The organism is Alicyclobacillus fodiniaquatilis (assembly GCF_042678105.1).
GTDB lineage: Bacteria > Bacillota > Bacilli > Alicyclobacillales > Alicyclobacillaceae > Alicyclobacillus > Alicyclobacillus fodiniaquatilis.
Map to the genome: position 1 here is coordinate 20,424 of NZ_JBHUCX010000079.1, position 12,949 is coordinate 33,372.

General features: G+C 45.5%; 16 protein-coding genes. All 16 read left to right on the forward strand.

What is annotated here, in order from left to right:
* Positions 1–3: 3 nt before the first annotated feature.
* A complete protein-coding gene (locus tag ACFSB2_RS19425; RefSeq protein WP_377944756.1) occupies positions 4–2,052 on the forward strand; it encodes a bifunctional aldolase/short-chain dehydrogenase in 2,049 nt (682 codons plus the stop codon).
* A gap of 130 nt (positions 2,053–2,182) precedes the next feature.
* Positions 2,183–3,403: an L-rhamnose isomerase gene (gene rhaI, locus ACFSB2_RS19430; RefSeq protein WP_377944771.1), complete on the forward strand. Its 1,221-nt coding sequence runs from the start codon at positions 2,183–2,185 to the stop codon at positions 3,401–3,403.
* 38 nt (positions 3,404–3,441) lie between these two features.
* The gene (locus ACFSB2_RS19435) at positions 3,442–3,804 is read left to right on the forward strand and encodes a sensory rhodopsin transducer (RefSeq protein ID WP_377944757.1); all 363 of its coding nucleotides are present in this window, start codon (positions 3,442–3,444) and stop codon (positions 3,802–3,804) included.
* 112 nt (positions 3,805–3,916) lie between these two features.
* Positions 3,917–4,675, forward strand: coding sequence for a DeoR/GlpR family DNA-binding transcription regulator (locus ACFSB2_RS19440; protein WP_377944758.1), 759 nt, complete (start codon positions 3,917–3,919; stop codon positions 4,673–4,675).
* Between the two features lie 392 nt (positions 4,676–5,067).
* Positions 5,068–5,346, forward strand: coding sequence for a hypothetical protein (locus ACFSB2_RS19445; protein WP_377944759.1), 279 nt, complete (start codon positions 5,068–5,070; stop codon positions 5,344–5,346).
* Positions 5,347–5,458: 112 nt separating this feature from the next.
* Positions 5,459–5,896: a GNAT family N-acetyltransferase gene (locus ACFSB2_RS19450; protein WP_377944760.1), complete on the forward strand. Its 438-nt coding sequence runs from the start codon at positions 5,459–5,461 to the stop codon at positions 5,894–5,896.
* 159 nt (positions 5,897–6,055) lie between these two features.
* Positions 6,056–6,259: a hypothetical protein gene (locus ACFSB2_RS19455; protein WP_377944761.1), complete on the forward strand. Its 204-nt coding sequence runs from the start codon at positions 6,056–6,058 to the stop codon at positions 6,257–6,259.
* 114 nt (positions 6,260–6,373) lie between these two features.
* Positions 6,374–6,667 (forward strand): aspartyl protease family protein, encoded by a 294-nt coding sequence (locus ACFSB2_RS19460; protein ID WP_377944762.1) that lies wholly within the window; start codon positions 6,374–6,376, stop codon positions 6,665–6,667.
* Between the two features lie 189 nt (positions 6,668–6,856).
* On the forward strand, positions 6,857–7,303 hold the full coding sequence (locus ACFSB2_RS19465) for a hypothetical protein (RefSeq protein ID WP_377944763.1): 447 nt from the start codon (positions 6,857–6,859) through the stop codon (positions 7,301–7,303).
* Positions 7,304–7,487: 184 nt separating this feature from the next.
* Positions 7,488–8,330, forward strand: coding sequence for a serine/threonine protein kinase (locus tag ACFSB2_RS19470; protein ID WP_377944764.1), 843 nt, complete (start codon positions 7,488–7,490; stop codon positions 8,328–8,330).
* Positions 8,331–8,584: 254 nt separating this feature from the next.
* Positions 8,585–9,043 (forward strand): NUDIX hydrolase, encoded by a 459-nt coding sequence (locus tag ACFSB2_RS19475; protein ID WP_377944765.1) that lies wholly within the window; start codon positions 8,585–8,587, stop codon positions 9,041–9,043.
* A gap of 628 nt (positions 9,044–9,671) precedes the next feature.
* Positions 9,672–10,493: an alpha/beta hydrolase family protein gene (locus ACFSB2_RS19480; protein ID WP_377944766.1), complete on the forward strand. Its 822-nt coding sequence runs from the start codon at positions 9,672–9,674 to the stop codon at positions 10,491–10,493.
* Positions 10,494–10,624: 131 nt separating this feature from the next.
* Positions 10,625–10,897 (forward strand): NUDIX hydrolase, encoded by a 273-nt coding sequence (locus ACFSB2_RS19485; protein WP_377944767.1) that lies wholly within the window; start codon positions 10,625–10,627, stop codon positions 10,895–10,897.
* Between the two features lie 765 nt (positions 10,898–11,662).
* Positions 11,663–11,911: a hypothetical protein gene (locus ACFSB2_RS19490; RefSeq protein ID WP_377944768.1), complete on the forward strand. Its 249-nt coding sequence runs from the start codon at positions 11,663–11,665 to the stop codon at positions 11,909–11,911.
* Between the two features lie 128 nt (positions 11,912–12,039).
* Positions 12,040–12,492, forward strand: a complete 453-nt coding sequence (locus ACFSB2_RS19495; RefSeq protein ID WP_377944769.1) for a GNAT family N-acetyltransferase — start codon at positions 12,040–12,042, stop codon at positions 12,490–12,492.
* Between the two features lie 191 nt (positions 12,493–12,683).
* Positions 12,684–12,949, forward strand: a 266-nt coding sequence (locus ACFSB2_RS19500) for a transposase (protein WP_377944770.1), incomplete at its 3' end; no start/stop codon positions are given.

Sequence of the window (12,949 nt, forward strand, 5' to 3'; positions counted from 1 at the left end):
AGCATGCAAACCACGAAAACGACACCAGCCACACTTGCAGAGTTGGTTGAACGCTCGAATCGTCTTGCGGCGGATCGAACTGTCTGTAATTGGGGCGGAGGCAACACATCGATGAAGACGACAGAAACGGATTTCCGTGGAAGAGCGGTTGATGTGCTATGGGTAAAAGGTAGCGGTTCGGACTTGGCGGAAGCAACGGCGAAGAATTTCACGGCATTGCGATTGGAAGATGTCTTGCCACTGATGGAAAGAGACGAAATGACCGATGAGGAAATGGTCGACTATTTGGCCAAGTGCATGTTGGATGGCAAGCATCCGAGATCTTCTATTGAAACATTACTGCATGCATTTTTGCCTTTTCCGCATGTTGATCATACGCATCCAGATAGTATCATCTCTCTCTGTTGCACAGCAAATGGCCGCGAACTGGCAAAGCAGATTTTTGGTGAACGGATGGTTTGGGTACCGTATCTGCGTCCAGGGTTTGGCCTATCGAAATTGATTGCTGAGTCCGTGCGCGCCAATCCGGCTTGCGAACTGGTTCTGATGGAGAAACATGGGTTGATCACATGGGGAAATACATCGGATGAGTGTTACGAGAATACGCTTCGCATTATTGACGAAGTGCGCGACTACATTGCAGATGGTGTAAATCCTACGACTTTATTTGGCGGAGCAAAATGCGCGGCGTTGAGTCCAGAGAAGCGAACAGAAGTGGCTGTGCACATTCTGCCTATCGTTCGCGGCGTTGTTTCTGAGTATAACCGCATGATTCTCTCGTACGACGATGCCGATGATTTCCTGACTTTTGTAAATAGCGCAAACGCGGAGGTGTTGTCACAGGTTGGCGCTGCGTGTCCGGATCACCTTGTGCATACCAAACGAGTGCCACTCTGCATCGATTGGGATCCGGCGACTGGCGACGTGGATGCGCTTGTCACAAAATTGCGCGCAGGACTTGCTCAATATAAAGCGGAATATATCGCTTATTTTGAGCGGAATAAAGGTGCCGGCGATAAAATGCACGACCCATATCCTCGGATTATTTTGATTCCTGGCGTGGGTGTCATTGGCACTGGGAAAAGCAAAAAGATGGCGAACATTGCCGTCGCGCTTTATCACCGGGCAGTTGCTGTCATGCGAGGCGCAACTACGCTGGGTGAATTTGTTTCGCTCAGTGAGAAAGAGTCGTATGCCGTCGAGTACTGGCCGCTGGAATTATACAAGTTGACATTGGCGCCACCGGAAAAGGAATTGGCGCGGCAGATTGCCTTTGTCACCGGAGGGGCAGGTGGCATTGGCCGCGCGACTTGCCACAAGTTGATCGCGGCTGGGGCGCATGTCGTGGTCGCTGATTTGGCGGTTGACAATGCTGTGCGTTTCTCCGATGAACTGAATGCTACCTTCGGTGAAGGCTCATCTTATCCTGCGGCGCTTGATGTCACGAAGGAAGAGGCCGTTCGCCAGGCGATGAACGAAACGATTCTACAGTATGGCGGTGTGGATTTGCTCGTATCTAATGCTGGCTTGGCCAGTTCCGCGCCTTTTGCGCAAACGACTTTGAATGAGTGGAATCGCAATGTGGCTGTTCTTGGCACGGGCTACTTCTTGTCTTCGCGCGAAGCGTTTGGGGTCATGCAAAAGCAAGGCATTGGCGGCAACATGGTGTTTATTACTTCAAAAAATGCGGTGTATGCTGGCTCGAATGCTGCAGCTTACAGTGCAGCCAAGGCGATGGAAGCTCATCTGGCGCGTTGTCTCGCGGTAGAGGGTGGACCACACGGGATTCGTGTCAACTGTGTCATGCCCGACGCTGTGTTGCAAGGCTCTGCCATTTGGAGCTCCAGTTGGCGTGAAGAGCGTGCAAAGACATACGGCATCGAACCGGATGAATTGGAAGGGTATTATCGGGAGCGAACATTGTTGAAGGAGAATGTTCTGCCGGACGACATTGCAGAAGCCATCATTTTCTTTGCGTCATCCCGTTCGGCGAAGACGACGGGCTGCAGTTTAACCGTAGATGGCGGTGTCGCGGCGGGATTTACGCGTTAATTTACACATGGTGTTCGCAGTGCGCTGGCAGAATTCTGCCAGCGCGTCGGCAAACACAGCGCCACTTGAGATGCGACAGTGTGGTATCGCTTCATTTTAGGTAAGTACAGAAGGGATGATAAACATGCAAATGCATGAACGGGCTTATCAACTGTTTGAAGCGCAGCAGACGGAACGCGGCATTGACGTGCAGCAAGTAAAAGAGAAAATCAAAGCGTTGGCTATTGAGACGCCGTCTTGGGGATATGGCGATTCCGGTACCCGTTTTAAAGTGTTTAAAAAGGTTGGCGTACCAAGAGATCCGTTTGAAAAAATCAGTGATGCAGCGGTGGTTCATCGATTGACGGGCGCATGTCCATCGGTCGCCATCCACATTCCGTGGGACAAGGTGGATGATTATGACAAACTGAGTAAACATGCGAAGGAACTTGGTGTGCGCATTGGCGGCGTCAACCCGAATGTGTTCCAAGAAGAGGAATACATGCTTGGCAGCATCACGAATGCGGATCCGGTTATTCGCCGCAAAGCGACCAATCATCTGCTTGAATGTGTCGACATTGCGAAGGCAGTGAATTCGGACATTGTCAGTCTGTGGATTGCTGACGGCACAAATTACCCTGGTCAAGGAGATATTCGCAAACGCAAACACTGGCTGCATGAATCGTTTGCTGAGGTTTATCAAGCTTTGCCGGACGATATGCGGATGTTGATAGAATATAAGTTCTTCGAACCAGGTTTTTATCACACTGACTTGGCAGATTGGGGCATGGCCTACAATGTGGCCAATCAACTTGGTCCAAAGGCGCAAGTGCTGGTGGATACAGGTCACCATCCGCAGGGGACGAATGTGGAGCACATTGTCGCCTATCTACTCGACGAGCAGAAGCTGGGCGGATTTCACTTCAACAGCCGCAAATATGCCGATGACGATCTGATTGTGGGCACGAGCAATCCGTACGAATTATTCTTGATTTTCTATCAGATCATCGATGCGTTGCAAGACGCCGATGCAGGTGTGCGGCAGACGGCTGAGAATATCGCGTACATGATCGACCAAAGCCACGCGATAGAGCCGAAAATTCCGGCGATGATCCGGTCTATACTCAATGTGCAGACACAGTATGCAAAAGCGTTGCTCATCGATTTGAACAAAGTGCGAAAAGCGCAGGAGGCGCAGGATGTACTGGCAGCCGAGCAGGCAGTTCGCGAAGCGTTCGAGTTTGACGTAAATCCATTGTTGCAGACCATTCGCGAAGAGATGGGTTTACCGCTTAATCCGATGCAGGCGTATCTTGACAGCAGCTATCCGGAACAAATTCTCGAACGTGGTATAGGTGGCGCTAGCTGGTAAAAAGCATCAATCATCTTGGCGAGAGGCGGGGAAACGCGATGATAGGGAAAACGACATGGGTCATTCCGGATGGCTTTTTGCCAACCACCAGTTCAGGGGATCAAGTCAGCCATGAGGCAGTCTGTGTATTAAATTTGGGTGATGAGGACGCCGTCATTCAGTTGACATTTTATTTTGAAGATCAAGCGCCGATTGCAGATTTTGAAAGCGTTTGTGGCGCGCAGCGCACACACCACATTCGTTTGGATAAACTGAAAAGCAAAACTGGGGCGCCCGTGCCGCACGGCGTGCCATATGCCATCAAAGTAGACAGCAATGTGCCAATTGTCGTTCAGCACAGTCGTTTGGATACATCACAAGAAGCGCTGGCGTTGTTTACGACGATGGGCTATTCAGTGTAAAATATAGGATGGCATGAGGTAGCAAATAGAATTAATTTGAGCGTCCGTTGCCGATTGCGCAACGGACGTGATTGCTTGAATTGAGCGGCAGTTTGAAGGGAAGTAGTGAAATATGTTACCGGTCGAAAGACATCGAGCAATTGTCCAGCTGGTCAATACAAAAGGAAGTATTCGGGTCAAAGAATTGAGCCAAATCTTCGATGTGACAGAAGAGACTGTGCGACGTGATTTGGACAATTTGGAGAACGAGGGCAAGGTGCGCAGAAGTCACGGCGGGGCCGTTCGAATTGAGGATGACCACGCGGAAGTTCCTTACCTGGAGCGCGAGATGGCAAATGTATCGGAAAAGCAATCCATCGCCCGTGAAGCGGTGCGATATATTGTGTCGGGGGATCGCATTGTGTTGGACGCGAGCACCAGCGCATGGCACGTCGCGGCAGTTCTGCCGAACATGCCATTAACCGTGTTGACAAATTCGCTTAAGGTTGCCTTGGAACTGAGTACCCGTGATAAAATTGAGGTTATATCAACTGGCGGAATTCTGCGCTCCAGTTCGTTGTCGTATGTCGGGCCGATGGCGGAAGAATCCGTTGCACAGTTTCATGTAAATAAAGCGTTCTTATCCTGTAAAGGGATCCATACCGAATATGGCATCAGTGAGTCGAACGCGCTGCAGGCGCTGGTGAAGCGGAAGATGATTGAGATCGCCGATGAGGTGTTCATTTTGGCGGATCACAGTAAAATTCAAGTGCGCGATTTTACGAATGTGGGCTCGCTCAATGAAGTGAACGTGCTCATCACGGATGCTGAAGTTGCGAAGCAGGAGTTGGATCGAATACGGGCGTTTGATATCGATATTATTCAAGTGTGATGCATACGGCGTTTGTGAGGGTGTTTGCGTCATAGGGAGCGCTGAGAAAGCTGTTTGCGGAAAATATCGTTGTGAACGGAAAAATAAAGATGTGAACCGCGAAAATAAAGATGTAAACTGGATTCAGTCGTCTTGGTCTTGTGGCCAAGGCGATTCGCCTTTCTTGAGGTGCATAAAGATACGCCGTTCTTGTAAAGTGGGTATTGAACAAGTGGGCAGAAGTACGCAATAGCGCCACTTTTAGAAATCCGGATAGAGAGTAGAGTTTTATAGAGAGGAATGTACGATACAATTTATTTATACCAAATGTCGTGATGGTATGGGTTTCTGTCGTGGGTGAGAAGGTGTTTATTTTATTTCGGAGATTGTGAAAGCAAGTAAGGGGGGTCTCAATGACTCGTATTCGTTCGTTTGAGAATGATGACATAGGTGCCATAACGAACATGGTTTCATTGGGATACCCTTTTGAGCCGGGTCAGACCCCGGAACAAACGGTGAAAGAGGAAATAAACAATTGTGACGTTTGGGTTTATGATGACGGATCGTTAAAAGGGATTTCGAGTGTGAGGGGTAGCTATGGAGGCAATGATTCTGTTTTAATCAAGCTGTATACTCATCCGAACGAGAGAGGAAATGGAAATCGGTTCTTGTCTTTGGAACCGAACCCGTAACGAAATAGAAAAGCGACATGTTCGAAAAGTGGTTTCCTTTTATGTTCAAAATCTCATTAATCGCGCTTTTTATGAACATCGTGGATTTCAACGATGGTACGGATGGACAGATATGCAGTACCGAGGAACCGTGCAAATGGTCGATGACCTCAATTTGGACGTCAGGCCATACGAGGATTCTATATTTGAACAATGGATAAAGGGTTTCGGCGATGCATATCGTCAGCTTTTCATGGAAGCCGATATGGAACCGGAAGATGAAGATAAAGAGGGAAATCGACGCTGGGCTAATGAAAATCGGGGGAATTTGTTTACGTTTTTCGATGGAAGTGAGTTCATTGGCTCGTGTCACTTGCGAGATGGCTATATAAGATCCATGTTTGTATGTCCTCAACATCAAGGACGAGGCTACGGGAAACGCATATTACAGTACATCATTGCACAGGCCCAAACGCAAGGTAGTGACCTGATCAGACTTGCTGTCCTCGATATCAACGAAAGAGCGAACAATTTGTACGAACTACAGGCATTAGGTGCTGACAATGAATAGTGACACACGATCGGGCATGTATGTATACGACTTACTGAGCAGGGCCTATGTCAGTTCCGGAGCAGATTAGGCGAAGAACAGTCCACCTATTCACTGCTCCTCGCAGGTGAAATATATAGTACATTTATGGAAGCAGTGATGCTGAGGGAGAGGTTTAGGATGAAATGGTCTGAGGTTCGTGAACTATTCCCTAACCAGTTTGTTCTGGTGGAGGAGCTTGCTTCCCACATTGAGGAAAATAGGCTTTTCGTGGATGATGTTGCAGTGGTACGAACTGTTCCTGACGAAGAGGCAACAAAAGCTCTCATGGAGTGCAAAGACAAACTGTTCGTATACCATACGGTTAATGATTCGGTTTATTGAGCTTCGACGCCCAGGACTGAGGGGTCGATTCCGTGCGAATTGAATACTCGGAGGGTCTTCTGCTTGCTTCGTTATCAGTAACATAACAAGGGTAAACGTAAGACTATTGACCGATTGGCGATAGATACAGGTGCAGCTCACACCATCATCGTGTCCGATGTGGTCGATGATATCGGAATTTACTTCGAAATCGGCGATCACATTAACCGGTCATTTGGAGTCGGCGGAACGGATTACGCCTTTGAAAAGACTATCGATCACCTCGAATTCGGGGGATTTCAAATGATGAACAAGCCTTTGGACTTTGGACATATTGATTGGGACATCAATGGGCTTATTGGTTTAGATATCCTCATTCCGGGGCAATTCGTGATTGATTTGGAAGCAATGGAAATCCGCGCAAAGTAGTTTGATCAAACCAGACACGACCAGAGGGCTCTATGCATGAAACGGGGGCGAAAATCCCCTAATTGTGCGATGTGATTACTGAATAATCATACAGTTTTGGATTTGCAATGCTATTGCGCACAAGGAGCAGGAGAGTGCAATAGCGATTCAATCAATTCAAGTCAGTATTTATTTAGGTGGCAAAGTCCAATGGTGGCGGTGCTGGTGCCGAAACGGTCTATCTTATTTATAATCGCAATCCTCTTGGTTGGTTGTTTTGTGGGATACAGATACATCAATACCAGTGGACGCAATGCATTTTGGGTTAATGAGTCCAAGTGGTACGTTAGTGGATATACCTCCAATACGATTCCTTCGACGCATCAGTATTACTTCAAGATGAAAAACACCAGTGGAAAAAGTGTGAAACTGCTGGATATCAAGCTGTCGGAGTACAAAGGTGTAAGCGTGAGCAATGTGTCGATACCTGGAAAACGAATAGACGGCTTGATGATACCAAACCACGCCGATATTACGGTAGATTTTGACGTGGTTTACAAAAAACCACCTCTTAAAACACCACAATTGGCGAGTGTTACTTATCGCTTTTTGGGTATCACACATGTTCAGCGAGTGATAATTTATAGCTATAAATAAGGATGGGGCCTTTGTCACTAAAGGGGGCACATCGCAGCAAGGCTGTGACTTCGTTGATGTATCAATATACAGTGTCGGTACAATCCGTCTTGTTGCGCAATCGGGCAGGATAACGCAATAAGACTCATCCCTACAACGTGGATGCTACAATAATCTCACGTTGAGCGAATATGTGAGGTCGGCTATGATAACGAAGCTAATTGACGGAATATCATTCGAACTGAAGGAAGATTTTGATTTTGATTTCTTGACCGAATATGGTCAGGTTTTCACTGTATTCGACAAACAAGATTCAGGTTACATATGCTTCGGTATCAAAAATAGAAATGGAAAGTTGTTTTTGAAGGTAGCGGGAGCATCTACAGTAAGAAGCAATGTCAGTATCGAGGTTGCGGTACAGCAACTTAAATCAACCGTATCTATCTATGATGATTTACGTCACCCCAATCTGATTGGAATAATTGAACACAAAGAAACCAAAACCGGGTATCTGACTGTCTTTGAGTGGTTTGAAGGCGAATGTTGGGGAAGGCAGTACGAAACTTCTGATAAATTTGTAGCTCTACCGCTAGTGGAGAAATTCAATATCTATAACGATATACTGTCATTCCACCAACAGGTTAACAAGCGTGGATATATTGCAGTTGATTTTTATGATGGCTGTCTTATGTATGATTTCACTTTAAAACGAACCATGATCTGTGATATCGAATTTTACAGCAAAAAACCAGTAACCAATACTGTAGGACGAATGCGTGGGTCAAGTAGGTTTATGTCACCAGAAGAATTCCAATTAGGTGCTGAAATTGATGAGAGGTCAAACGTTTTCCTCATGGGGGCTACAGCATTTCAGCTATTTGGAGACGGTAATGACCGTTCATTGGAAAAATGGGAAGCTGGAGAAGACCTTTACCATATAGCTTTAAAAGCTACCAACATTGATAAAGCCAATCGCTATCAATCCATTGATGAATTTCTTGAAGCATGGAACGACACTACAAAAACCAATGACCCGAGTGAATTTTAGGCTAACGGGGGATTACTCCCACAAACCAGTGTGTTCATATGTGAATGGATATGGCGAGAAGTATGTGGATTGGAAAGAAGGTTATGGGAACTTTGTATTTTCGTTCAAGGTTAAGGATTTGAATCTTTAACTACCGGGGCATATCGACAGCAATCTGAGTTTGGGCGGTTTCATAATCATTCGTCAGGGCACCGTGATTCTTACTCGGCTCTTGGGCGAAATCATAAATTCTGGTTCACTCGGAGGAAGTATATATGGCAGGCTACGTTATGGAATTACGTAAGCAAATCGGGACTAGACCAATAATTAATGCTTGTGCTGGAGCAATACTCGTCAATGGACAGGGAGAAATCTTGCTTCAACAGCGAACAGACAATGGTTGTTGGGCAGTACCAGGTGGTGCAATGGAATTGGGGGAAAGTTTTGAAGAAACCGCGCGCCGAGAGGTATTTGAAGAGACAGGATTTATTGTTGGGAAACTAGATTTTCTGTGTTTAAACTCTGGCAGGCATACGTTTCATCGTTATCCGAATGGAGATGAGGTTTATCTCGCTTGTGTGATCTTCACGTCTACAGATTTCTCTGGTGAAATCAAGTTCCAAAAGGACGAAACTGCAGACCTACAGTGGTTTCATCCGAATAACCTTCCCGCCAACATCAACCAAAATGATCGACATCCCATCAAAGTGCTCATTGAAATTCTGGGTTCCTGATCTGACTGAGCAAGAGCTGAAGAAATCCAAGCGCCAAGAACAGTGTATCAATATTCAGCGCTTTAAGTCTGATGTTGTATCACTCTTGGACGTAAGAAACTACTGTAACTAATTGGAATTATACTCCGTCAATTAACTACAGGGGGGTGAAAAATTGAAGCGTATGGTGATGGCTGGATTTATCTTGATTACATTTGCATCAGTTACAGGATGTGGCCGTACTCAGGCAATAGGAACTGTAGGATCTTGGGCGTTTAATTCAATAAATTGGGACCATCGTATATTCCGAGTCACATCTCAGAGTGTTAAAAATGTCGGCAAACAGGTGTTTTCTCAAATTACTTCCCCGTGGGGACCGAGATATTTTCGATTCGGGGGTCGATGATAGCACAGCCATAGCAATAAAGACGCCAAAGGGGATTTTTGTTGAGGCGGTTCTTGACCATTCATCTAAGTGATTCTGAAAATATGGTATAACTAATGTGGCATTAAATGTAATATCAATTCTAGCAAACGATTGCATGAACATGCAGTTATGTGACGCTGGTCTTATTCAGCTTAAGGGTAGTTTATGTATAATTTTCGGAGGGTAGGTTAGCAAATGACGTCACCGGGGAACGGTCAGAGTGTGATTCTCCATCAAGAAGAAGTTCAGTTATTACCCACTAAATGGACCGTGAATACAGAGGCATTCCGCATCCATTATCATAGTGATGGATTAAAGGTAGTTGGATTTATCATAAAACCGAAAACAGTTCATGAAAATGCTCCACTAATCATCTACAACCGTGGTGGTGCCGAGGACAGAGGGCTCCTAGAATCCCGACAGCTAACTGGATTGGCTCGTTGGGCAAGTCAAGGCTATGTCTTATTGACTACTCAATATAGAGGAAACGATGGAGGCGAAGGACAGGAAGAATGGGGCGGAGACGACATTAACGATGTTACAAATCTGATGTTGGTCGCCAGAGAACTACCCTACGTAGATGTGAGCCGTGCGGTGATGTATGGCGCCTCTCGGGGAGGCTTGATGACCTATTTGGCTTTAAGAAACAAGATAGAAGTAAAAGCCGCCGCTGTTCTGTGTGGAGTTTCAGACCTACTCCACATGTACAATAATCGGGCTGATACCATGAAAGGAATTTTGCACCGACTTGTGGGGAACCCATCCTGTGATCCTAATGAGTATATTAGACGGTCTCCTATACACTGGGCAGATGAAATTCATGTTCCTCTATTAATTGTTCATGGTGCGAACGATGTGCATGTACCCATAGAACAAACTAGAAATTTTGTTAACAGATTATCTGAACTGCACAAGGACTACAGGTATATTGAGTACCCTGATGCAGATCATCACCTGCTTAATCCCGATCGCGCTTCGGAGATTTTAGGAGAACTCGGCACGTTCTTTGCAGGAAAATTGGGTCTTAAATATACCCTTTCTTGAACAAATAGAACTGTTTGAGAAATCCCACATAAATATTCACCACGGTAGCTCGCTTTTGTGGTGCTAGCTCGCAGGATAATGCAACAACAAAAGGAACTACAATTCAAACGTGTCACATAGGGGGTCATAATATGCCTTTTCCAACGCACATTGTAGCCGTAGGTGGATTTGTGGAAGATGGGCAAGGAAATATTCTCTTAGTCAAAACCCGTGATGGTGGGTGGGTATATCCAGGCGGTCAGGTGGAAGTTGGGGAAAACTTACTGGACGCTTTGGTTCGGGAAATCAAAGAGGAAAGCGGTATTGATGCTGCTGTTGGCTGTTTAGTTGGTGTCTATTCGAATACAGGGATACATAAATGGTGTGACGGCGTAACTGATGTTCCTACACAAAGTTGGATTTGATTTCGTATGTCAGCCTATTGGTGGGGAATTATCTTTCTCTGAAGAAACAACCGACAGCCGTTGGGTGGCGAAAGCTAAAGTTCTCGATTTGATTACACAGCCAGGTGTTCGCTATCGCTATCAGGCTTATTTGAAGTTTAACGGAGCTGTAAACTACGCGGATTACGTAACTAAGCCCGAGTTTACACTTCAACACCACACACATGTATCGAAGTAGTCTGTTGTTCATTGTTGACTAATGTGGGCGAATGTTTGAGAGGGAATCGAGCTCTCTATTACATTAATATACAGTAATGATTTGGAACTGTTACTGCGTTATTGGGCAGAATAGCGACAGAAGTTCCTCGGTGATAGGAGAACGAACAATCAATGGGTGGCAATGATTGGCGGTTGCGAGAACAAGACAAATTTTTGTCAGGGAGAACCTTGTATCGGCGAAAGTACAAGGCATATAGCGATAAATGGGAGCACGACCATTGCGCCTTCTGCTGGGACAAATTCAGTGATGGTGACGCCGAAGACACACTCCATGAAGGTTACACAACTGCGGATAATTACTACTGGGTATGCAGGGAATGCTTCGAAGATTTTCGTGAGAAGTTTCAATGGCAAATCGGAGAGTAATTTACTGCATTAACGGTTGCAAGAATTTAATAAACCGTAGGCGTGGCTTGCAAGATTATACGTTTATCCACGCTCTAATCTAATGTCACTCTCGGAGCAGAAAACTGCAAAAGACATGTTGATGGGAAGGAGGAAAGGTTAGTGACTAAGATACCTCTGCCAACTACGATACCTATTGTTCTGAATGTAGTGATGATTATCTCGTATATATGGTTTGTGGTGGATGTAATCAGGGGGCATGTGCATCATTCCGATGCTACTTTCAACTATGCACTAGTAAATGCTATGTCGCTTGTATGGCTTGGTATCGGTGTGTTGGCTCATTGTAATAGCATTGCTATCAATAAATTCAACGAGTATCTGGAAAACAAATACGAGAGTGAACAATGATTGCTTCTTTAGGAATCGAGAGCAAATGTCTGGGAAGGACCAGGACTCACCGATACATGAATATTCAATAATAGCTCGGGGCTTTTACTGCACTCTCGGGCAGAAATGCTGAAAAAGGAGAAATCGCTATGGTTAACGGCATTACGATAAGACACATAGATTCGAGTGAACTCGAAGAGCTATTGGCTTTATACAAACACCTACATGGGCTGCAAGAACTCGTGCGTGATGACAATCTCTATACCCTATGGGAAGAAATGTTGGCTGATCGCAACATGCACATATTGATAATTGAGGAAGACCACAGACTTGTTTCATCATGTGTATTAGTGATCATACGTAATCTCACCAGAGGTGGTCGACCATACGCAATCATAGAGAATGTGGTAACACATTCCGATTATCGGTTGAAAGGATACGGAAAGGCGATAATTACGGAAGCACTTGATGTAGCTTGGAAAAACAATTGCTACAAGGTAATGCTTATGACTGGACGTTCCGATGAAGGCACGATGAAGTTCTACGAAAATTGTGGTTTTGTTAGAGGCGTAAAAACTGGCTTTATTGCTTATCCGCATTGAATGAAGTGGTCATAGTTCTTCAATTAACGGCTGCATAAGCTGAAGAATCGTTCGGTGGATGGACTGCATGAATATACGCTTTTCATTGGCAACACTTGTGTCACTCTCGGGACAGTTATCTGGAGTGTGTAAAATATTTTGTGTAAACTCCCAATCCCCAAAAGGGAGTATGAGATTGGGAGGACATAAGAGTGACTAAGGTTTCAAAAGAACAGCTCAGAAAGTTTATTAAGGAAAACAATTTGAAGTCCACAGAGGATGTGCAAGCTGCACTCCGAGATTTGTTTGCAGGCACCATGCAAGAAATGCTGGAAGCAGAATTAGACACGCATTTAGGATACGCCAAACATGATACTAAGAATAAGACTACAGATAATAGCCGCAATGGGCACAGCCGTAAGACCCTAACATCTGAGTATGGTGATGTTGAAATTGCCGTCCCTCGGGACCGTAAGAA